This window comes from Serratia sp. JUb9 (genome assembly GCF_014298095.1).
In the GTDB taxonomy this organism is placed as follows: Bacteria; Pseudomonadota; Gammaproteobacteria; order Enterobacterales; family Enterobacteriaceae; genus Serratia_B; species Serratia_B rhizosphaerae.
The window spans coordinates 1,786,763-1,808,183 of record NZ_CP060416.1 but is presented as its reverse complement, the minus strand read 5'-3'; the positions used below and the strand labels follow the sequence as shown (position 1 = coordinate 1,808,183).

The following is a 21,421-nucleotide window of genomic DNA, read 5'->3' as shown; positions in this document are numbered from 1 at the left end:
GACTCCACAGCATGCAGCGTCTGCAGACCCTGCATGCTGTCTGCTTTCTGAGGCCATCATGCTTTCCACCACTGCCTTTCTGGCGGCGGCCATGCAGTGCGCCGCCAGCATTCATCCGTCCACGGCACTCGACGTGGCGCGGGTGGAATCCGGTTTTAACCCGTATGCCATTGCCGAGATTGTCCCGAACTCCGGAGAATCTTCCGGCGATAAACACGTTAATTCTCACCAGCCAGCCAGTCGGGGAGAGGCAGAGCATATTCTCCGCAGCCTAATGGCTCAGGGCCGCCGTTACTCTGTTGGACTGATGCAAATCACCAGCACCAATTTCCGCCATTACGGCGTCACGGCCAGCGACCTACTTAACCCTTGCATCAATCTGTCGGTATTTGAGCGCATTCTCGCCGACTGTTACCGGCGCGGCGGCACCCTGAAACGAGCACTCAGTTGTTACTACTCCGGCAACTTTGAAACCGGACAGCGACCGGAATCCGCCTTTAACCAGACCAGCTACGTACAGCGCATTGGCTATGTCGTCCCGTCCACGCGGGAAGACCGGCACCGTGCCCCTGACCGGAGTGTACAGCCCTCTGTCCGTTATCCCGCCGTTGTGCTGCGCGGCGAGCCTGCCGGTGCCACTGCGCCGATCCTGACTTCTCTGCATTATCCCGGTGCCGTCATTCGCGGCGCTATCCCTGTTATCCCTGATGAGGATAAATGATCATGCGTAAACGCCGTTACTCCGTTGTTGCTTCCGTGCTGCTGCCTGCCCCACTGCTGGCGGCGGACAGCGGATTTAACAAGGCCAATGAGACACTGAGCAATACTTCGACCGGCCTGCTGGGACTGGCCGCCGTCACCATCACGCTGGCGACCATGTGGGTGGGCTACAAGGTGCTTTTCGACGGCAAGAGCCTGCACGATATGCGTAACGTCATCATCGGCGCGATCCTGATTGTCGGCGCGTCCGGCTTCGGTGCCTACTGGGTGTCATAAGCGAGGTAACGATGGCTACGCTGAATAAAGCACTCACGCGGCCTGCCGCCATTATGGGTATTCCTCTTGTGCCGTTCGTTCTCGTCAGCGGGGCCATCGTCCTGCTGGCGGTCTATGTCAGCTATTACCTGGCACTGTTGCTGATCCCGGCCTGGGCGGAAATGAAAAATAAAGCCCGGAAGGATATTCATTATTTCAGTCTGCTCTGGCTGGCATTTAAAACCCGTGGGCGACTTTTCACCAGTAAGCATTTTGGCGCGAATGCCCTTCTGGCAAACCAGTACGATAATGTTGATGTGTCGGAGTTTATTCAGAAAATGAAATTAAACGAGCGTATTACGCTGGATAAATATATTCCGTATTCCTCCCATATTCACCCTTACGTCATCAGAAACCGTCACCGTGATTTGGTTGCCACCTGGGAACTGGGCGGTACAGTCTTTGAATGTGAAGACGAACATCACCTGACCCTGATGGCCACGCATCTGAACAATATTATCCGCTCGTATGAAGGTCTGCCGGTAACATTTTATATTCACCGGCTCCGTGAAAAATACCATGATGCTTTTGAAGCCTGTTCGGGCATACCCTTTTCTGATGACGTGACCCGGCGGTATTACCAGCCGGTAAAAGAAAAACCGTTCTGGCGGCACCGGCTGTTTTTCACCGTCTGCTACGCGCCGTTCTCTGCGATTGAGAAAAAAACCATGAAAGCGCAGTCGCACGGTAAACGCCAGCCAGCTCTGGATGACGCGCTCAAAATCATGCAGGAATACCGTGAAGCACTGGAATCTTCATTATCCCGCTATATGGCAACGCCGCTGGGGATATATGAAGAAAACGGGCGGGTATATTCCTCACAACTGGCGTTCTTCCACCGCCTGATCACCGGCCAGTGGCAGAAAGTGGCCGTAACGCGCTCGCCGTTTTATGAAACGTTAAGCACGCCGGACGTGTTTTTCACCACCGACACCGGTGAATGCCAGACGGTCAGCGGTTCCCGCTTCTTCCGCAGTCTGGAGATTAAGGATTATTCCCCGGAAACCCACACCGGCATGCTGGATGCGCTGCTGTACGCCGAAAGCGAGTATGTTCTGACGCAGTCCTTTACCTGCATGGCACGGGATGAGGCACAGCATCATATCCGGCTGGCGGAAAAACGGCTTAACTCCACGGACGACGACGCGACTTCCCAGCGCGAAGAGCTGATTGTCCTGCGCGACCTGCTCCAGTCCGGACATGTGTCATGCGGTAAATTCCACTTTTCCCTGCTGGTCTCCTCAGACAGTGCCGGACAGGTGGTGAAGGACACTAACGTTCTGGCCCAGCCCTTCGCCGATTTGGGTATTATGACGACGCTTTCCACCCTGTCACTGCCAGCTGCATATCTGGCGCAACTGCCGGGCGTCTATATGCTGCGTCCCCGACTGGTGGCCGTCAGCAGCCAGAATTTCGCCGATATGGCCTGCCTGCATAACTTCCATCCCCACAAACGTAGCGGCAATCCGTGGGGGGAAGCCATCGCCATCCTCACATCTCCCGGCGGTGGCGGGTATTACCTGAACCTGCACGACAGCCAGGCCGGACGGGATGACACTGGTGAGAAAACGCCGGGGAATACGGCGATTATCGGGAAAACCGGCTCCGGCAAAACCCTGCTGATGACCGTCATGCAACAACTGATGCAGAAATACCGTAACCCGGCGTCGTTTGCGCCTTCTGCCACCCTCAAACGGCTGACCACGGTGTATTTCGATAAGGACCGGGCGGCGGAGATGGCGATCCGCCAGGCGGGCGGGCGTTATTTCCGTATCCGTACCGGCGAGCCCACCGGCTTCAACCCGTTTGCGCTGGAGCCAACCCGCCGGAACATCAGTTTTATCAAACGGCTGGTGCGCATGCTGTGCCGCCGCAACGGTAAGCCGCTCGATCCGCGCGATGAGGAGCGGATCAGTGCCGCCGTTGACACCATCATGCTGGACTATCCGCCGGAGTACCGCCGGTTCGGGATCACCCGGCTACTGGAAGTGCTGCCGGAGCCGCCGACCACAGACGCCCGCACCAACGGGCTGCGTATTCGCCTGAAACAGTGGGCGCAGGGGGGCGAGTTCGGCTGGGTGTTTGATAACGAGGCCGATACATTCACCATCAGCGATGTCGATAACTTTGGTATCGACGGCACCGAATTTCTGGATGATGACGATATTCGCGGCCCCGTGACCTTTTACCTGCTGTATCGCGTGACCAGCCTGCTGGACGGTCGCCGCCTGGTGATGTTTATGGATGAGTTCTGGCGCTGGCTGGCCGATGTCGAATTTTCCCGCTTCTCGCTCAATATGCTGAAAGTCATCCGCAAGCTGAACGGTATCTTCGTTCCGGCAACACAGTCACCGGATGAAATCGTCAAACATCCCATAGCCCCGGCGATTATTGAGCAGTGCGGTACCCAGATTTTCCTCGCCAACCCGAAAGCCAGCCATGCGGATTACGTGGAAAAAATGAAAGTACCGGAAAGTGTTTATGACACGGTCAGGAATCTGGATCCGGGCGAGCATTATATGGTCATCCTGAAAACACCGCTTCGGGCCGGGGAAACCCGCCCGTTTATGGCGATGGCGAAAATGGATCTGTCCGGACTGGGTAAATTCACCCGGCTTCTCAGCGGCAGTGAGGACAACCTGAAAATATTCGATGCCATTTATCAGGACGGTATGCGACCTGATGAATGGAAAGATACGTTTCTTGACCGGGCAATCTGAAAGCCAACCGGAGGTAATATCAATGCGTTCCAGGAATCACCTTCTGGCATTATCGTTATTTTTCTCAGCACAGACGTTCAGCGCCGGAATACCGGTTTTCGACGCCGTGCAGAATACCGAATCCATTAACCAGTGGATGCAGAAACTACAGCAATGGGAAGATACGGTTACCCATTATAAAAGTGAACTTGATGCATATAAGAAACAACTGGCTACCGCAACCGGCGTGCGGGATATTCAGGGTTTTCTCAGTGATGCCCGAAGCCTGAAAACCGATATTGATAATCTCCGTAAGAATGATATTTCACTGGATGATCTGCTGACCACGCAGAACAGTTCATATTCTGCTGAACTGCAAAACCTTTACAGTAAATACAAATCGTTCAGCGTATGCAGCCCGGAACAGGAAGGAATAAAATCCCAGTCTCTGGCCGACAGTTGTAAACAGATGATCCTCAATCAGGCAATGGCGATTGAGAATACCACTGACGTTGAAAACAGGATCAACAGCACACTCAGCGACATATCAGACTTATCTGACCGTATATCGAATGCGCAAGACTCGAAAGAGTCTCAGGATCTGGCTAACGCCATCGCGGCGAAAAGCGTACAGTTAAATGCGCTGACGAATCAGTGGGAGATGTCTGTCAGACAGGCTGAACAGCGAACGACATTGCTGGAACAGCAAAGACAGAAAGCCTTTGAACAGCAGCAGCTAACGGCACCTGTTGCTGACCTTAATAATTTATAAGGAGGTTATCCGTGCTCAGATCCTTATTCACCTTATGCATACTCTCAGGCGTTATCGTGCTCTCCGGCTGCAAGGAAACCAAATCCGAAGCCTGGTATAAACAGCATCCTGACGAAACTTATGCGGTTTATACGCAATGCCTGAAGGATGGCGAGGCAAGCGATAACTGCGAATTTGCCCACCGGGCAGCACTTATGTTTGCACAGGAAGGCCAGCCCGGGGTTAAGGAGAAATTTGAGGCGATATTTCAGCAGGAAGCTGAAAAACGAAATGCTGTGACACAGTAATTTTTCCTTCAGCAAAACAGGGAATTCTCCCTGTTTTTTATTTCCTTTCTTTATATATCAGGTGAGGCACCATGTCCGGTGGTATTTTTGTTGGTATGGACAAAAACATCATGAATGGACTGAATGCCGTACTGGAAGGCCAGTCTTCCACTTACGGCACGATGATCAGCGTCATCATTGTCAGCTCTTTTACCTTATTTATACTGTTTCGCGGTTATCAGACGCTGGCTGGCAAACTCCGGACCCCGGTTGAAGATATCGCCTGGGATGTGGGGCGAATGCTGCTTATCACCACCTTTGTGTTAAACCGGGATGGCTGGCTGGATATGGCGGTAGCGGCTATCCAGGGACTTAAAGACGGTATCAGCGGCGATGATAACGTCTGGGCGCTGCTCGATACTGTCTGGGAAAAGGCACAGGCGCTGGGGCAAAAGTTATTTAATATGGACACCTCAACTTACGTCAAACTGAATGGCGGCCTTGCCGAAGTTCTGGTATGGGGCGGCTCTATTGTCCTGCTGATGGCAGCCACCTTTGTCAACCTGCTCGCCGAAATCACCATCCTGTTAATGACGACCACCGCGCCGCTCTTTATTTTCTGCCTGCTGTACGGTTTTCTTAAGCCGATGTTTGATAACTGGCTGAAAACGATTTTCGCGGCAATATTAACGGTCATGTTTTCCGCCTTATCCATCCGTATCGCCATTAATTACCTGAATAAAATACTGGATGCCGCAGCAAAAACATCCGCTGAAACCAATATGGTCACGCTGGCAGCGCAGTGCCTGCTGGCCGGGATAGCGGCGGGTGTGGTGGTCTGGTTCTCCGCGAAGCTCGCCAGCGCACTCAGCGGGGCCGCCGTACAGGCGGTGCTGCAGGGTGCAGCCATGAGTGGCCTGAGCGGACTGGCGAATAAATCCGCCAGTCTTGCCGGGCCGGGTGTAAAGGGAGGTGCCCGCCTGGCTGCGAAAGGCGGCATGGCCGTCGCCGCGGCGACAGGCAGGCTCACCGGCGCAGGCGTGGGTAAAACCGTGAGCGCCTGGCAGAAACGCGCCGCCGCCATCGAAAGTATGAAACGCCTGAACCGGCAGCGTTACCGTTAATCCTCCCGGCTGTTAATTTCCTTTCCCCGTCACGCCGTGCCCAGCGCCACCGGTGCGGCATTCCTGCATCCATACGATAAGAGGCTTCCATGAAATTCAGCATCTTTCTTCTGATGCTGTGCGCGCTCACGGGCTGCGCACGGCATCAGGGCGACCTCCCGCCGGTATCCGGCGAACCCGAGCCGGTGAATTCCCCCGCCATCATTCAGGAGCTGACTCACCATGTCTGATATTCAGAACATTGTTAATGTTTCCCGCTCTTTTGAATCCATCCTGCTGGAAAAGGAAGAGCGTTCCCGAAGAACCGCCTGGCGGGTGGCCGCTGCCGGACTGATTCTGGCTGCAATGGCGATTGCGGCCATTATTATTCTGCTGCCGCTGAAAACTACCGACACTGAATTATGGTCAGTGGATAAACAGACCGGGCGCTATGAATATATGACCCGTGTGAAGGAGCGGGATATCTCGTCTGAAAAAGCACTGGCGCACTCTCTGGCAGCACACTATGTCAGACTTCGCGAGGGGTATAATTATTTCTCCCTCCAGCGTGATTATGACGACGTACAGTTATTTAACAGCGACAGCGTGAACCGGGACTATCTGGACGGGTTTAACGGTGACCAGGCACCGGACGTTATTTTTAATAAGGCGGAATATGTTGTCTATATCGACATTATTTCCAATGTTCATACGCCTGCCACCGGGCCGGATAATCTGGCAACCCTGCGTATCAAGCGCACTATCCGCCGTATTGCTGATAATTCCGTGAAAACGGATGTGTGGAATATCCGTCTCACATACCGCTACGTCCCGCACCGGCAACTGACCGACAGCCAGCGCGAAGTGAACCCGCTGGGCTTTATCGTCACCAGCTACCAGCGCGACAAAGAGCTGAGGGGGGAATGATGCTGAAATACATTCTGCTCCTCACGGGTTTACTGGCGTCATGCGTGGCATGGAGCGCGGCGACACCGCGCGGCAGCGCGTATGACAGCCGGATGCAGAACGTCACGTACAACAGCCAGAACGCCACGGTCGCCAGTACCCGACCCGGCTACGTCACCATGCTGGTGTTTGATGATGATGAAACCGTTATCGATGCGCAGGCGGGTTTCCCCAGAGGCTGGACCGTGACGAAAAGCGATAACCGGGTGGGCGTCAGCCCGAACCCGATTACCCAGCCGGTCACGGACGCCAGCGGCAACAACGTCAGTCAGGTGTTTCTGCCGACGGCAAAAGACTGGAAAACCAACCTGTTCGTGGTGACATCGAAGCGCGATTACAGCCTGGAGCTGAACGTGCTGGATAAAGACTCGCCCGCCCAGGCCTTTGTTATCCGCTACCACTATCCCGATGAGCAGCGGAAAAAGTCAGCGGCCACCAGCGCCACCCTCCAGCAACGACAGCAGGAAACACTGGACCGGCAGCGGATAGCGGCGGCATTCGGGCAGACAACCACGCCGCGCAACTGGCGCTATACAAAACGGGTGGCCGCCGGTTCCGCCGCCATCGCCCCGGACTTTACCTGGGATGACGGTCGTTTTGCGTATATCGGTTTTTCTCCTGCGAAAACCCTGCCTTCCGTTTTCCGGGTGGTTAACGGCCAGAAGCAGGCGGTCACGCCCGGAACGGTTAAACGGGGCAACTACACCGTGATGGTGGTTCCGGCATCGCCGCAACTGGTTCTGCGTTACGGCAGCTCGGTGGTGGGGATCGAAAACGACGGATTCGGGCGTATCCCGCTGACCAACAGTGACACCGTTTCGCCGTCCGTTACGCTGGAGGAAAAATGACCGACAAATCTTTCCCGGACGAACCGGAAAAAACCACCGCAGAACGGGAAGCAGAAGCCCGCGAACGCGCCCGCGCGGCAATGGCATATCAGGAACCGGAGCAGAAAACGCCGCCCGGTCAGCCGGAAGTGACCCGCTTTCGTAAAGCTTCTGGTCGCCGCACGCTGATCGTCAGCCTGCTGAGTCTGGTACTGGTCATCGCGCTGGCATCCGGTGGCGATCGTCTTCTCAGCGCCCTGAAAAGGGGTGCTGAGAAAGAATCTGACACTGCGCCACCGCCCGCCTCCGGGACGGTGCAGCAGGAGCGTAAGAATCTGGGCATGGACAGTAACCCGTTTGGCCTGTTCGGCCCAGGGAGGCAGGAAAGCGCAGGCACTGCCAGTCAGAGCGCCCCGGCCACTCCAGCTCTGCCGCCCGGGCCGCCCGCTCTGAACAAGGCGGCAGCACTGGCAGGCGGGCTGAACAGCGGCAGTACAGGGTCAGGCGACGATATGCGCACGCCCCGAAGCGGATCGCGCAGCAACGCGGAAACGTCGGGCAGCCCGTCAGCCTCAACGGCGTACACATCCTGTCAGTCGGTACTGGTCAGTGGCGAAGATGGGCGCCTGCGTTGCCCGGATAGGGTCACACCGGCAGCCAGCAGTAACAGCGACAATCCAGGCCTCGCCAGCGTTACCGGCGTGAAGCGGCTTGGCCTCAATCCCGATCTCTATATCCCGGTGGATCGCTATATTCCGTGTTCGATGATGCGGCGCTTCGTATCCGATGTTGGCGGTCAAATCTCCTGCCTGATCGGTGAGAATGTCTGGAGCGCCAGTAACCATGTGAAGCTGATCCCGGCAGGAACGGTCGCCCGTGGCGTCTACCGCACCGGGGCACTGCAACACGGACGCAGCCGGATGTTTGTGCTGTGGACGGAGCTGCGCACGCCGGAGCCCGGCAGCCTGCAAATCCCGCTCACCGATACGCAGGCCACCGGCCCGCTCGGTGAGGCGGGGATCGCGGGCTGGATCGACAGCCATTTCTGGGAGCGTTTCGGCAATGCCCTGATGCTCAGTACCGTGCAGGACGTGGCGGTGGCGGCATCAGATGCCGCACCGGGTAAAGACCGTAATACCGACTATACCGAAAACACCCGCGCTGCCACGGCGGAAATGGCGAAAACGACGCTGGAAAACAGCATCAGTATCCCGCCCACCATGTACCTGAACCAGGGTGATGTGATCGGCATCATGACCGGCACGGATATTGATTTTTCCTCTGTTTATCAACTTCGACTGAAAAAGAAATGGTATGAACGCTGAAAACCTGTCACTGGATTTTATGAAAAACCGGCTGTTTGGTGATTTTCTCGCGCAGGATGGCCTGACAGAAATTGCTGTTAACCGACCGGGTGAGCTGCATACAAAAATTCGGGGAAAATGGCAAAAACAGGCATCTCCCATCACGTTACGTCAGTGTCATGCTTTTGCCAGAGCGCTGGCGTCCTGGCATGACGATAATATCGACGATACATCACCCATCCTTTCAGCAACATTAGGATCCGGCGAACGTATTCAGGCGATTATTCCCCCGGCCTGCGAGCGTAATACGGTGTCCATTACGCTTCGCAAACCCTCGTTTGAGCAGAAAACACATCAGTCATGGATTGATGCGGGATTTTATCAGCACGTGGCTGGTCAGGAAAATACGGAAAGTCAGGATAATGCACTGATCCGGTTATATCACAGCGGGGATATTCCCCGTTTTATGGAAAAGGCGGTGGAATACGGCAAAACGATTTTTATTGTGGGTGAAACCGGCTCCGGCAAAACCACCTATATGAAAACGCTGCTGTATTATATTCCGCTACATCTCCGTCTGGTAACGATTGAGGATAATCCCGAAATCCGTTTTTATCACCATGCCAATTATGTTCATCTTTTTTACCCGGCGGATGCCGGGGATAACGCCATTGTCACACCCGGCAGGCTGATCCGTGCTAATTATCGTATGAACCCTGACCGGATATTACTGGCGGAAATTCGTGGACGGGAGGCGTGGGATGCGCTGAAAATTGTCGGCTCCGGGCATGAAGGGTTAATAACCTCCCTGCATGCGGGCAGCCCGGAAGAATGTATTGAAGGCATCATTGACCGCTGCTATGAAAACCCGGACTGCCGGAACATTCCTTTTGATGTGCTGTTACGCAAGGTACTTAAAAGCATCGATGTCATCGTCAGCATTGATATACACGGCGATGTGCGACGGATGCGTGACATTTACTTTAAGCCAGTTCATTTAAATGGCATGAAAGAGACATTCAGACATTAACTCCGGCAAATAACATTACTCAAGATACGTAACCTTTCATTAATCATAATGGTAACTGAAATGAAAAAAACAATATTATCCGTATTATTACTCTGCGTTATGGCGTCATGTCCAACATCTGTACTGGCTGCTGATGCCTGCAAAGTGGTGTTATGTATGTACGGTAAAGCAACCGGGAATGGCGGCAGCAGTGAATGTCACACCGCTGAACGGGCATTTTTTAATATCGCAAAAAAGAACAGGCATGGTTTTCTACCTGACCATACGGCTGATGCCAGAAAATCGTTTTTACTTGAATGTGACTCGGCAGACCCGGCGGCTATCAGTCGGGTCATCAGTAAATATGGCCGCGTTCGTGGTTAATACTGGCGAGACGGGCACAGAGCGTGACGGTTTTCAGGTTTTTACGGCTTCTGTTTTTCGCGGATTAAGGAGCGAAGAAACAGGGGCCGTAAAAATGAGGCAGCGGACAGAAATATTTTCGCGGGTTAAGGAGCGAAAATAATTCAGGCACCGCCCCTCACCTGCAAACAGCCGCGCCCACGCGGATTTTGCAGGCCGGGGGGAGCCGGATAAATTTCGCCGCCCCAGCGAGCGAAAAGCTGTCGCCCACGACAGCGATTTATCTGGGGGGCACAGCCCCGCACACCGTCGCGGCTAAGTCTCCGGCCAAAAGCCGGTAGCGTGGCGCGACCACCCTCTTTAAAGGTCAGCTTCCCTTTTATTCCCGCTGCGAGGAACGAGCAAAGGGAAGAAAAAGGCGAAAGCGACCGTCTTAAAGGGGGTGGTCGCGCGTAGCGGGCGACGGTGTGCCGCCGTTGACGTTGGGGGTTTGGCGCGGCGTCCAGCCACGACATTACCCCCATGCGACATATCATAAGGGCGTCCAGCCCGCATGTACTGGCGCACGCCGTGTCGTGCAGGGAAGCATGCTTTCCGGCACATGGTCGCATAGCGGCCACCTTCTTTACCCCATACGCTCGCCCCGCCTTTTCGCCCAACACCGTGGGGCGAACTGATGGGGCGATGTCATGGGGCGAACTGCTGACGAAGGAGGCATCGTGATTTTGAATAAGCTGGTCGTTTCACTGTCGCCGATAGTGAATGGCGCGCTGAGCTTCATTGCTTTTATGCAACAGCATCAGCTGATGCTGGCGCTGTTATCGGGGCTGACGATGCCGTTTTTCGCGTCAATGAAAAGCGATGAACGGCAAAAAGCCCCGTTGTGGCAAAAGCTGATTATTGTTTTTTCCATGCTGTGTTTTCTTTCCGGTACGATGGCCCCGGTTGTTATCTGGATTTTTCAGTGGCTTTATAAAGGCCGTGTAGTCGCCAGCATTTCCGTTCTGGCATGGCCGGTGCTGATTGCCTTTACCGTAACGGGTTTTATTTTGCATATTTTGCTACGCAGAGTATTAACACCTGAATTAGACAGAATAAAGAAACACCTCGTCAGAAAAACAACGCTTGAACGGGAATTGCGCACCGATGTCCGCACGGTAAAATCACTGCTGCCGGAAACGCTGCATTATGACCCGCTGGATTATATCGACCTGAACAAAGGGTTATTTATCGGCATGGACCGCGATATTCAGCCAATGTACCTGCCGTTAAACGACTGGCAAAAACAACACGCGGATATTATCGGCACAACAGGAGCTGGTAAGGGCGTTGCCACCGGCATATTACTATATCAAAGCATTCTGGCCGGTGAAGGCGTATTTGTGATGGACCCCAAGGATGATGAATGGGCACCCCACCTTTACCGAAAAGCTTGTGAAGATGCCGGGAAGCCCTTTGCCTTAATTGACCTGCGAAACCCCCAATACCAGTTAAACCTGATTGAAGCGATCACCGCCGATGAACTCGAAGAGCTTTTTGTTGCCGGTTTCAGTCTGGCAGAGAAAGGTCAGGAATCTGACTTTTATCGCATTGACGACCGGAAAGCAGCACGAATAGCCGCGCAGTATGTCACCCGAAATACTGCCTCAACCATTCGGGATGTTTATAACGGCGACTACGTTCAGGGTATTGCAGATAAGATAAAGGCCTTTTTCGGGAAAATTGAAGAGCTGGCCCTACTCAATGCTATCAATGCCCCCACCGGATTTTCGCTTAATACGATATTTGAGGAAGGCGGTTGCTGCTATGTGATTGGCTCAATGCGCAACAGCAAAATCATTACCGCGCAGCGCATGTTGCTGGTTCGACTATACCAACTGGCAGAAAGGCGCGAGCGTGTGAAGGACGTGCCCCGCCCCATTGCTATTTATCTTTCCGAACTGAAATACCATTTATCCAGGCCCGCGCTGGAAGGTTTAGGCGCGGCACGCGATAAAGGCGTGCACATTATTATGGACCATCAGTCGATTGCCGATTTAAAAGACTGCCCGGCAGATTTGAAAGGTGATGCCGTTGTCGGCGCGGTCGTTGAGAACGCTAAATTCAAACTGGTTTATCGGGTCATGGATCCGGACACCGCTGAATGGGTGGCAAGGATGTCCGGCACCATATTAGTCGATGATGAGGTCCGCAAAGCCAAAACCGATGCCGTACTGACAGAGACTATCGACGATGAACGCACCATCAGGCAGGCGGAGCGTTTCTTTACCGACAGCAATATGATCCTGAACCTACCCGATTTTGTCAGCTTCATCTTTACGACAAAAACACTCCCGTCTGCTTCGCTGATTTCGCCCATCAGGGTGAGAAAACGCGAGCTGGAAATCTGTGCCGTATCGCCCTCGATTGCCGCCACCGCCGCAACGGTAAACATCACCCTGGATTTTAGCGAGGAGGAAACTTCCCCCGGACCAGCATTAACGCCGGATATCACCACAACGCGGCCTGATCTTTTTTTTGATGAGGTGGGCGAAAAAAACACGACAACACCAAATGCCGATAAAGAAGAAAACCCGTCATTGCTGGATTTTTAAAGGGGGAATGATGCTTATCACCGCATACAGCGAACGCCAGACGCGGCACCGCGAAAAAATACAACGACTTCTGAATTTTCTGAAAGAAGATACGTACAGTGACTTTAAAACGCTGATGCTGCTATTCGGCTTCAGAGACCATAAATCGCTATATTCCCTGCTTTCAAAAGTCGAGGGCATGGGGTTAATACAAAAGCATGTCCTGGTATCGCGCACGATGAAGATTTCATTGTGGGGCATAACCAGTGACGGACTGGCCGTTGTATTAACACCCGACGATGCGCTTTTCCCGGCGCGGTTTGAGCCTTCAAAAATCACCGGCTGGACCTTGGAACATCACCTTGATAATCAGGCAGCCCGGATCATCCTTGAGCAAAAAGGCGCATCCGGGTGGATAAATGGCGACCGCACAACCTTCCTCAGCCGGTATCAGGTCGGTCATCGCCCGGACGGGCTGATCACCCTGTCCGGCGGCACCGTGATCGCCATTGAGACCGAGCGTCGTCTGAAAACCAAAGCCCGATACCAGTCAATCATCGCCAGCCATTTACTGGCCCGCACCCGTAAAGACTGGATTTACGTTTTTTATATTGTGCCGGATCCGCAGAAAAAGCGCGGCCTTGAACGGCTCTTTGACAGCATCCGGCACGTCATCGTTAACCATCAGCACATCCCGTTGGAAACCCGCCACCGAAATGTCTTCCGCATCTACACGCTCGACGAGCTAAAACAGCTTGATGTAGGCCACTGCATATAGTTCTTCTGTATCACTTACAGTCCCAACCCACCCAACCAGCAGCGCAACAACCTGAAATAATCCCCCTCGAAATACTCCCCAATATCAGAACAGACAGGACACCAGAATGAACAGAGAAACTGACCGACTTGCGGACGTACTGACCGAAATGAGCGCAAAAGCGCTGGTGACTTGGATGACGCATTCCGCTTTGCAGGACATACCGCGCGAAGCATTACTGGTTCGCGGCCACGATTTTGTGTATGCCCTACATGCAAATTTTGTGCTGCTGCGTGATGTTCTGTCAGAAACGATGGAAGATATTGAGCAGCAGAGCCATGACCTCGAAGAAAGACTGAATAGCCTGGAACAACGCCTTCAGACGCTTCAGAAAGATACTGATAATTTATATTAGCTCACCTTTGACCTAGCACAACTACGACATAGGGCCAAACCTAATCTGACAGGCAGCTTTGTGCCAAGAGCGGAAATTGATGACCAAGTTTAAGTACCTCATCGGTGTGAATGAAAATGGAAATTATCTGGCTGCCGGTGAACGTGATAATTTCATAGAAATCCCGCTGCATTCAGGTTAGAGGAAAATTCTACTTATGCCTGCATTGTTCTTTCGGGGGGGTACCCCTGCACCAGAAAATTAACAAATATAGCTAATTCAATCGGTGACAGGATAATGCCCCTCCCTCTGTATATTCTAACAATTAATAAACTTACAATCTGTTTTTATGTTCAGCAAGTCTAAAAAATCTTCCTCTGATATTTTTCGTCTCAATCCAATTTTAAAAGTAGAATTGCTACCATAAAATAAGTCGTAGTGATGCAAGGGATGTATGTCTTTTTTACCATGTTTTTCATAGTTAATCCTATCATAGTCATACCTTAAATATCCATCTTCCATCATGAGTAACTCTCTCAAAAAACTCCAATAACTCTCATTACAACTATCCTCTTGATATAAGGATATTTTCTCAATAAATTCCAAGCTACAGCCACTATAAAAACTCGGCTCATTTATTAATGATATAACCTCAGATGTAATTCGATTATCAACTTCCATCTCGTTTCTAAATTTGAATGAGTAGCATTCATTTTTCTTAATGTAAAATGGGAACATAATTGAGAAATATTTATCAGATTTCACAAAAAATATTCTACTCATTTTATCAATTCTAACTATAATCTTACCCTTAGCGTTGCTTTCTTTAATTGTCGGATTGATAAGCATATACTTAATACTATTCATCAATAGTTCTATTATCTGGATTTTATTTTTAATCGGCTTAAAAAATCTATCCATATAAGATTCATCTATATCAAATGAGTACTCAATCATCTGCAGTAGTACTTTTTGTTATCGTTAATAAATTCAACAATCCCATCCTCATCAAAATCGTCTTTATAACTTTCAGGTAAAGACTGGATGAATTTCTTCCAATATTTCTTTTCAATCCCTTCTCTTGTTAAAATATCATTAATAAAATCATAGAAGGAGACGTTAGATTGACTTTTAACCTTAACAATACGCTTCTGTATTCTTTCTTTTTCTTCCCTACTTGGCTCTTTTGTTTTAATTACATCTTGTGTATTAATTATATCTAAACCATCAAGTTGGCATTGGATTTTTTCATACTTTTCAACCAACAAATAAGACTGAAGAAATGAACGGGTTAACATTGTGTAAAGACTATTCCTATATGTATAATTATCTTTAATTTCCTTTGTCACACAAATAACAAAAGGGAATTCCAATCCTTTGACATTATTAACATTTGAAATAAACAATTGATTGGGTATTTTTTTCTTAGTCTCTACTGCTTTATTAACATCCCATTTAAGCTCAGTTCTAATTTTAAACTCTAAACGATCTATATAATCATAGATGTAATTATCTTTATCTAACATGATTATAGCAATATCATTTGATTCTACCGTCGGATTATCATTTTTAATACGCTTTAAAATATCAATAACTTGTGACTCATTTATATGTTTCATGATATTCATGTTCGATATTTTTGTCTCTTCTAAATCCTCAAACCTCCGAATAGAATCACGAGAGAGTGTCACTTCTTTGTTTGCTTTATTGATAGTATAACCACTACTTTCCCACTCACTATCTTCTAACCAATTGAGTTTGTTTTCCTCAAAAAGCCCCATTCCAATAGCATGTGCAAACATTAAAATCCGAGGTGCCGTTCGGTAACATTTGTTAAGTACATAGTCGACATTTTCAACTTCTTTCTTGATGTTATTTTCAAAAATATCCTGAAAAATATCACCAGCTACGTATACCTTGTGTCTAGTAATCTTTTCACACAACTCAAAAAATACTTCAGGAAAGTCTTGTTTTTCATCAATTAAAATATAATCAAATGCATATTCTAAGTCTTCAATTTTATTAATTTCAATTAATGCCTTAGAAAAAATCTCATGGTAACTAGTGTTTTTGCTCCACCTTGAAAAAGAAATGCCATAAAAATCACAGATATAACTATATAACCCAGAGTCTTTATCTTGCTTAGAACCCCACGCTCTATCAACCCACAACTCATTATTCCATTTGATTTGTTTTTCGACTTTCATAAAGTCAAAAAACGTTGGAATCCTATCTTTCAGTGTATGAGATAATGCTTTATTATGACACGTAAAGAAAATTTTAATCTTATCTTCCGATGCATATATTTCTTTTAGTTTATGCATTAAAAGCTCGGTTTTACCAGTGCCAGATAAACCTTGGATTGATATTCTTTTATTTGGTAGTTGCTTGTATATAAATCGAGTTTGCTCACCATCAAATAAAATTATATTATGTTTTACTTTTTCAAGAAGCGTTGTTGGAGTTTCAACTCCGACCTTATCTATATTATTTATACTACCCGTAATTAATGATATCAAAAGCTCACACTTCCTATAGTCAGCCTCATCAAGTTGATTCTCTTTCAAAATTTCTGAGCAATCAAAGTCGTTATCTAGCGTAACCTGGCTCGTGAAACCTTCTTTTAATTTTCGAGCTCTTCCTATATGTTTTTGATATCTATATTTATCAGATATAGAGTTAACATCCTCCATAAAATCTTCGTAATATTCATCAAATTCATCTTCATCATTTTTTAAATCAATGAATATTATTTTGTGCTTTGGTGAAAGTATTACTATAGTATTTTCTGAATAAGAGTAGCTATATTTGTTTTCACCTAATGGAGCTGTTATTAAGTATAACTGTTCAGTTGGGTTTTGTTCAGCATACTCCTCGATATTTTGAATAACATTTGTATTCAATTCACTCTTTTCTATATGATTATAAAATAAACTATTTGGCATGCTGCTAGTCACCTGATTATGTTAATAGTAACCACCGTAAGTGGTGGATAAACCTATAAGTTATTATCTAACAATTTTAGGGAACTTCCAACCAAGTGTGTGCAGAAAGATGGGCATTTCTGAGGCCACCTTTTACAACTGGAAGAAGAAATTTTCCGGTCTGGGTGTGACAGAATTGCGCCGTCTGCGGCAACTGGAAGATGAAAATCAGCGGCTGAAGAAATTGGTGGCCGCTCTGAGTCTGGACAAGGAGATGCTGCAGGAGGTGCTGAAGCAAAAGTTCTGAGGCCGGCTCAGAAGCGCCAGGCGGTACATTTTCTGCGTGAGGCTTATCGCATCAGTGTCCGTCGAGGATGCGGGTTGCTGATACTGAGCAGAACTGTCTATCACTGGCAGAGTCGGCGTGATGATCGGGCAATAACCCTGCGCATCAGGGAAATTGCGGAAACACGAATACGCTACGTCCGCGCATTCATGTCCTGCTGCGACGGGAAGGCTGGCTGATAAACTATAAGAAAACACACCGGATTTACTGTCTGGAAGGCCTGAATCTGCGCAGGAAACGTCCCCGCAGACATATCAGTGCGGCACACCGTCAGCAGCGTCCGCCCGTGACGCACATCGATCAGTGCTGGAGTATGGACTTCGTGTCGGATCGTCTGTTTAACGGACGGCACTTCCGGGCGCTGACTGTAGTGGATAATTTTAGTCGGGAATGTCTGGCGATCCATGAAGGAAAATCACTGAAGGGTGAGGTTGTGGTCAGTGTAATGGATGCACTCAATAGGTATCACGGCAGTGAGTTTATCTCGAAAAGTCTGGATAAATGGGCGTATGAACACGGTGTCACGATGGACTTCTCCCGACCCGGCAAGCCGACAGATAACCCGTATATTGAGTCATTTAACGGTAGTCTGCGGGATGAGTGTCTGAACATTCACTGGTTTTTGTCACTGGAAGATGCACAGGACAAACTCGACAACTGGCGCAGGGAATATAATCATGAGAGAACCCATTCATCATTAAATGACATGACTCCGGCGGAATTTATCCGAAGTATCCAGAAAGATGAAGATCTCTGATTTAGCACTGTACTGATTTTGGGCCAGGGTCATACCCGAGCTCGTTACAGCTTGTCGTTGAGGAGGAACATCTTAAAAATATAAAGCTGCCGCATTGGGTTGGGCTTGTGTAAGTCGATGCTAACGTCTAACCATTTAACTTCCGCTTCTCGCTGTGGGTTCAACGGGCCGATGCAACACTAGGTTTACTTTCAGAATGAGCTGGAATCAATGATTTCGTCAGGCCTGCTTTTAGCTCTAAACTGACTGTCATATTTGGTTGTGTGCTGTACGAGAAAGCTGTACAGCGATATGAGCTATTGCAATTAATCACATGGAGTAACTACACATCAATCCCTTCTTGGGGTTGTTTTAATTCCACTGCAGGAACATGACTGTTCGGTGCTCGCCCTGTCTGCGCTCCGCCTCACTCATGTCCCTACAGCGTTACTGTTTTAAAAGCCCCCTACACGCAAAGCCCCATTCCTTTGCAGTGCATTCCCACTCAAAGCTTATCCATCAAATAACGATGCGCTTTGGATGCCGCGCTGGCGGCCTTGAAAATATAGCGCTTGTCGTTCTTCAGTGCTTTCAGCCAGGAAGCGATATAGCTTTCATGCTGCACCTCTCCAACGATCCCCAGATCCGCCACCAGGAACGCGCTTCCCAGTTCGGCGATCAACTCCTCAAACGCATACCCCTCACTGCCAAACTTCCCTTTCATTTCACGGTTCAGCCGACTTTTTGCCCCGCTCCAGTGAATCAGCTCATGCAGGCCGGTGGCGTAGAAATTGGCAGCGTCGGTAAAAAGACAACGTTCCGGTAAACGGATTTCATCGGTTGACGGTGCAAAAAAGGCGTTTTGTCCCTTCTCAATGATGGTTGCACCACTGTTACGGAAAAGCGCTTCCGCACGCGGTAACGGCTCAAAGATCTCTGCCGGACAAACGGCTTCGTCACTCAGAGGCAAACCATCAATTTGCTCAACATTAAACACGGTGAACGTCTTCAGCATCGGGATATAGTCAGTTTCTCCGTCGTCATTTTCCTTTTCCAGCGTGGTATAGAAAATGGCGGTAGTGCCGTGTTCTCCCTTGCGCACCTGCCCGCCTTCCGCTTTTGCCTGCTTGTAGGTCATCCAGCGCGAATCACTGAATCCCTGTTTTGAGGCACTGCACCATAGCAACATGATATTCATTCCACTGTAAGCAGCACCAGTCGCGTAGTTTGAAGGTAATCCTGACATGCCTGGTACGCGCTGCCACGGGCAGGACCACGGCTTAACACCTGTTTCAAGGGCAGAAATGATGCTGTCAGTGACTGTCTGATAAATATCGGTTTCGGTTCTGGAAAACTTCGTTTTTGAGGAGCCTGACTGCTCCAGCGGGGATACGCTGGTCGCCGTTGCGGTGCTAGGGGCGCTAGTCTGGTTATGCAGGGAAATAGTCATGGTTTTTTCTCCGTCAGTGGTGTGATTTCCGTCTTCGTATCGCCTGACGGTTCGCTTTTCCGGCATCGTTCCATCCCGCAAGGGCGCAGCATGCGTGCTATTTACCCTTGCGGGATGGGTTGTGTTGGGAAACGATTAGCCGGAAGCTGATACGGGAACGGAAATCACATGGGAGAAAAACCAGATTCTAAATACCCATTCGTAGCGCCCCTTGCTCCGTATCGGTGAAAGAGGTTAAGGCTAGAGATTTGTAGTGGTTTGATTGGCTTAGGGATAAGGTCTAGCTAAAAAGTAAAATAAAAAGCAGGGGTGTTAACTCTTACAGAGCCTGCGACATGTAGCAGCTGTAGCAAATGTATGAATAGTAGTTTTTTGAAAAAAAACATCTAACCCTATAATTTTATAATCAATATACTCTAGACTTATTTTAACATTCTTAATTTGCTCGAGAAGTAATTATTTTGAGTTTCAGTTCCATATTGGATATGAATGACAACAAATAAAAAATGTGATTTATTTCAAACCCTGGACAAGAAGATCGCCCCTCAAATTCCAGTTTGTATTTTTTTAAATATAATGATGTTTGTTTCGATAAAAACTATCCATTCTCAGCTCTTATCGGAATTGAATCGCCAATTTAATTTCAACTATTTTTGGATATCTTTAAAGAAAATAGAGCACCTCTCAATAATCGATGGCAACATTTCATCTATTAAATCATTTCTAAAAGTATGTTTGGAGTAAGGCCGAGGTACTATTATACAAGACAACTCCTGTAATGTGATAACTGAGCTTGGAAAAACTGCATCTGAACCAGCTAAAATTAAAGCCTCACGACCTAAATGTATTACTGAGTCAATACAATCTGCACACATTGCTGCGCTCTCATAATCCACTGTTTTTTTCTCAGAGTTGAATAGAGGCACTTTCTTTATTTCAAGTACCCAAGGATTTTTCTTCGAAGCTCTGACACACTCAATTTTAATTCTTTTGCAACAAGGGCACACCCATCGCTCATCATATCTATTCCAATATTTCCCCCTAGTAGAGGAAAGGTGGGAAATCTCATTTGATGTTGGCTCACGTTTAGCGATAAAACTTTTTTTCATCCTCCAAGAGTTAGTTGCTCCTTTAAAAACTTCAGTGTTATACAGTAAACTTTCAGGCCAATACTGATCAAACTCTAACAATCCATTAATCCTAAAAAAATGCCTGGCTAAAGTTTCTGTCTGTTTAGCGGTTTTTTCTGATGGTTGATACCAGTCTTGTTTTTCGGCAGCTATAGTTGCAAATTTTCTAGCCATATCCATGCGAATATTAAATACAGGCTCTACCCTCTCCCACATTTTTTTTGCGGCCTCAGCATTTATTTGATGTTCGCGATTACTGGCAACATGAATAAATTCCGATATCTCCGTTGGTGAAAATGAAAAAAATCGATGGCATTTAACTAAGCGCTTAGCATCAGCATCGGCTTTATTACAGTCAGAACATATTATCGTATTGTCATAGGCTGATAAAGAAAATGCTGTCTTTATGGCAAATCGTTCAGAGAGAGCATCCGCAACAATAGTTTTCTTCTTTGTTGATAATTCCTCAAAGAGGGACTTTACGACCTCTTTCATATGGTCATGATGTTCATGTAGTTGGCAGCTTAAAAAATTATTTTTATTCAGCCTCACTATTTCTGATTTTTTCCTTCTGCAGCAGGGGCAAATCCACTCTACCGGGGTCATAACCCACCATTTATTAAGATGTGCCCCATCTGCTTTAAAAAGGGAAACTAAACGCTTTGTTGACAATGTGAATTCTGAATCAAGACCCGTAAGGTCTCGCTGTGCAAGAGAGAGTTTAAATATTTCCCAATCCATTTTAGACCTCAATCATTACTAATAAT

The 21,421-nt window shown here is 48.8% G+C and carries 19 protein-coding genes and 1 pseudogene; 16 read left to right on the top strand and 4 right to left on the bottom strand.

What is annotated here, in order from left to right:
- The first annotated feature begins 58 nt into the window (after positions 1-58).
- The 15 genes from HF675_RS08460 to HF675_RS08390 all read left to right on the top strand — a co-directional run bounded on the left by HF675_RS08460 (position 59) and on the right by HF675_RS08390 (position 14,089).
- Positions 59-721: a lytic transglycosylase domain-containing protein gene (locus HF675_RS08460; RefSeq protein ID WP_049096915.1), complete on the top strand. Its 663-nt coding sequence runs from the start codon at positions 59-61 to the stop codon at positions 719-721.
- Positions 718-996 carry a TrbC/VirB2 family protein gene (locus HF675_RS08455; RefSeq protein WP_049096914.1) on the top strand — a complete coding sequence of 93 codons (279 nt, stop codon included), beginning with the start codon at positions 718-720 and terminating at the stop codon, positions 994-996. Before HF675_RS08460 ends, HF675_RS08455 begins: the two co-directional genes overlap by 4 nt.
- Positions 997-1,007: 11 nt before the next feature.
- A complete protein-coding gene (locus tag HF675_RS08450) occupies positions 1,008-3,755 on the top strand; it encodes a VirB3 family type IV secretion system protein (RefSeq protein ID WP_120763963.1) in 2,748 nt (915 codons plus the stop codon).
- A 22-nt stretch (positions 3,756-3,777) separates the two neighbouring features.
- The gene (locus HF675_RS08445; RefSeq protein WP_090049478.1) at positions 3,778-4,506 is read left to right on the top strand and encodes a type IV secretion system protein; all 729 of its coding nucleotides are present in this window, start codon (positions 3,778-3,780) and stop codon (positions 4,504-4,506) included.
- An 11-nt stretch (positions 4,507-4,517) separates the two neighbouring features.
- Positions 4,518-4,793: an EexN family lipoprotein gene (locus tag HF675_RS08440; protein ID WP_090049480.1), complete on the top strand. Its 276-nt coding sequence runs from the start codon at positions 4,518-4,520 to the stop codon at positions 4,791-4,793.
- Between the two features lie 71 nt (positions 4,794-4,864).
- Entirely contained in the window at positions 4,865-5,896 is a 1,032-nt protein-coding gene (locus HF675_RS08435) for a type IV secretion system protein (protein ID WP_049096909.1), read from the top strand.
- Between the two features lie 89 nt (positions 5,897-5,985).
- On the top strand, positions 5,986-6,126 hold the full coding sequence (locus HF675_RS08430) for a hypothetical protein (RefSeq protein ID WP_032936799.1): 141 nt from the start codon (positions 5,986-5,988) through the stop codon (positions 6,124-6,126).
- Entirely contained in the window at positions 6,119-6,802 is a 684-nt protein-coding gene (locus HF675_RS08425; protein ID WP_049096908.1) for a virB8 family protein, read from the top strand. The genes HF675_RS08430 and HF675_RS08425 overlap by 8 nt, the downstream gene beginning before the upstream one ends.
- The gene (gene virB9, locus HF675_RS08420; RefSeq protein ID WP_064360579.1) at positions 6,802-7,689 is read left to right on the top strand and encodes a P-type conjugative transfer protein VirB9; all 888 of its coding nucleotides are present in this window, start codon (positions 6,802-6,804) and stop codon (positions 7,687-7,689) included. Before HF675_RS08425 ends, virB9 begins: the two co-directional genes overlap by 1 nt.
- Positions 7,686-8,993 (top strand): VirB10/TraB/TrbI family type IV secretion system protein, encoded by a 1,308-nt coding sequence (gene virB10 / locus HF675_RS08415; RefSeq protein WP_049096906.1) that lies wholly within the window; start codon positions 7,686-7,688, stop codon positions 8,991-8,993. Before virB9 ends, virB10 begins: the two co-directional genes overlap by 4 nt.
- Positions 8,983-10,002 (top strand): P-type DNA transfer ATPase VirB11, encoded by a 1,020-nt coding sequence (gene virB11 / locus HF675_RS08410; protein WP_187044410.1) that lies wholly within the window; start codon positions 8,983-8,985, stop codon positions 10,000-10,002. The genes virB10 and virB11 overlap by 11 nt, the downstream gene beginning before the upstream one ends.
- A 60-nt stretch (positions 10,003-10,062) precedes the next feature.
- Positions 10,063-10,365, top strand: a complete 303-nt coding sequence (locus HF675_RS08405) for a TrbM/KikA/MpfK family conjugal transfer protein (protein ID WP_075208278.1) — start codon at positions 10,063-10,065, stop codon at positions 10,363-10,365.
- Positions 10,366-11,063: 698 nt separating this feature from the next.
- Positions 11,064-12,938, top strand: a complete 1,875-nt coding sequence (locus tag HF675_RS08400; protein WP_129639793.1) for a type IV secretory system conjugative DNA transfer family protein — start codon at positions 11,064-11,066, stop codon at positions 12,936-12,938.
- A gap of 10 nt (positions 12,939-12,948) precedes the next feature.
- Positions 12,949-13,695, top strand: coding sequence for a MobC family replication-relaxation protein (gene mobC / locus HF675_RS08395; RefSeq protein WP_129639792.1), 747 nt, complete (start codon positions 12,949-12,951; stop codon positions 13,693-13,695).
- A gap of 106 nt (positions 13,696-13,801) precedes the next feature.
- Positions 13,802-14,089 (top strand): hypothetical protein, encoded by a 288-nt coding sequence (locus HF675_RS08390; protein WP_129639791.1) that lies wholly within the window; start codon positions 13,802-13,804, stop codon positions 14,087-14,089.
- A gap of 297 nt (positions 14,090-14,386) precedes the next feature.
- Here the strand turns inward: HF675_RS08390 and HF675_RS08385 are convergent, their stop codons facing one another.
- Both HF675_RS08385 and HF675_RS08380 read right to left on the bottom strand, forming a co-directional pair.
- Positions 14,387-14,989 carry a hypothetical protein gene (locus HF675_RS08385; protein ID WP_129639790.1) on the bottom strand — a complete coding sequence of 201 codons (603 nt, stop codon included), beginning with the start codon at positions 14,987-14,989 and terminating at the stop codon, positions 14,387-14,389.
- 32 nt (positions 14,990-15,021) lie between these two features.
- Positions 15,022-17,013 (bottom strand): DEAD/DEAH box helicase, encoded by a 1,992-nt coding sequence (locus HF675_RS08380; protein ID WP_129639789.1) that lies wholly within the window; start codon positions 17,011-17,013, stop codon positions 15,022-15,024.
- Positions 17,014-17,053: 40 nt separating this feature from the next.
- Between HF675_RS08380 and HF675_RS08375 the strand changes: the two are divergent.
- A pseudogene (locus HF675_RS08375) lies at positions 17,054-18,095 on the top strand (IS3 family transposase).
- A gap of 484 nt (positions 18,096-18,579) precedes the next feature.
- Here HF675_RS08375 and HF675_RS08370 read toward each other — a convergent pair.
- A complete protein-coding gene (locus HF675_RS08370; RefSeq protein WP_129639788.1) occupies positions 18,580-19,524 on the bottom strand; it encodes an ArdC family protein in 945 nt (314 codons plus the stop codon).
- A gap of 647 nt (positions 19,525-20,171) precedes the next feature.
- Positions 20,172-21,395, bottom strand: a complete 1,224-nt coding sequence (locus HF675_RS08365) for a hypothetical protein (protein ID WP_227013031.1) — start codon at positions 21,393-21,395, stop codon at positions 20,172-20,174.
- Between the last annotated feature and the right edge of the window lie 26 nt (positions 21,396-21,421).

Bases quoted from the DNA above. Each gene is read 5' to 3' on its own strand.
- HF675_RS08460 (WP_049096915.1), top strand. From the start codon at position 59: ATGCTTTCCACCACTGCCTTTCTGGCGGCGGCCATGCAGTGCGCCGCC.
- HF675_RS08455 (WP_049096914.1), top strand. From the start codon at position 718: ATGATCATGCGTAAACGCCGTTACTCCGTTGTTGCTTCCGTGCTGCTG.
- HF675_RS08450 (WP_120763963.1), top strand. From the start codon at position 1,008: ATGGCTACGCTGAATAAAGCACTCACGCGGCCTGCCGCCATTATGGGT.
- HF675_RS08445 (WP_090049478.1), top strand. From the start codon at position 3,778: ATGCGTTCCAGGAATCACCTTCTGGCATTATCGTTATTTTTCTCAGCA.
- HF675_RS08435 (WP_049096909.1), top strand. From the start codon at position 4,865: ATGTCCGGTGGTATTTTTGTTGGTATGGACAAAAACATCATGAATGGA.
- HF675_RS08430 (WP_032936799.1), top strand. From the start codon at position 5,986: ATGAAATTCAGCATCTTTCTTCTGATGCTGTGCGCGCTCACGGGCTGC.
- HF675_RS08425 (WP_049096908.1), top strand. From the start codon at position 6,119: ATGTCTGATATTCAGAACATTGTTAATGTTTCCCGCTCTTTTGAATCC.
- virB9 (WP_064360579.1), top strand. From the start codon at position 6,802: ATGCTGAAATACATTCTGCTCCTCACGGGTTTACTGGCGTCATGCGTG.
- virB10 (WP_049096906.1), top strand. From the start codon at position 7,686: ATGACCGACAAATCTTTCCCGGACGAACCGGAAAAAACCACCGCAGAA.
- virB11 (WP_187044410.1), top strand. From the start codon at position 8,983: ATGAACGCTGAAAACCTGTCACTGGATTTTATGAAAAACCGGCTGTTT.
- HF675_RS08405 (WP_075208278.1), top strand. From the start codon at position 10,063: ATGAAAAAAACAATATTATCCGTATTATTACTCTGCGTTATGGCGTCA.
- mobC (WP_129639792.1), top strand. From the start codon at position 12,949: ATGCTTATCACCGCATACAGCGAACGCCAGACGCGGCACCGCGAAAAA.
- HF675_RS08390 (WP_129639791.1), top strand. From the start codon at position 13,802: ATGAACAGAGAAACTGACCGACTTGCGGACGTACTGACCGAAATGAGC.
- HF675_RS08385 (WP_129639790.1), bottom strand. From the start codon at position 14,989: ATGGATAGATTTTTTAAGCCGATTAAAAATAAAATCCAGATAATAGAA.
- HF675_RS08380 (WP_129639789.1), bottom strand. From the start codon at position 17,013: ATGCCAAATAGTTTATTTTATAATCATATAGAAAAGAGTGAATTGAAT.
- HF675_RS08370 (WP_129639788.1), bottom strand. From the start codon at position 19,524: ATGACTATTTCCCTGCATAACCAGACTAGCGCCCCTAGCACCGCAACG.
- HF675_RS08365 (WP_227013031.1), bottom strand. From the start codon at position 21,395: ATGGATTGGGAAATATTTAAACTCTCTCTTGCACAGCGAGACCTTACG.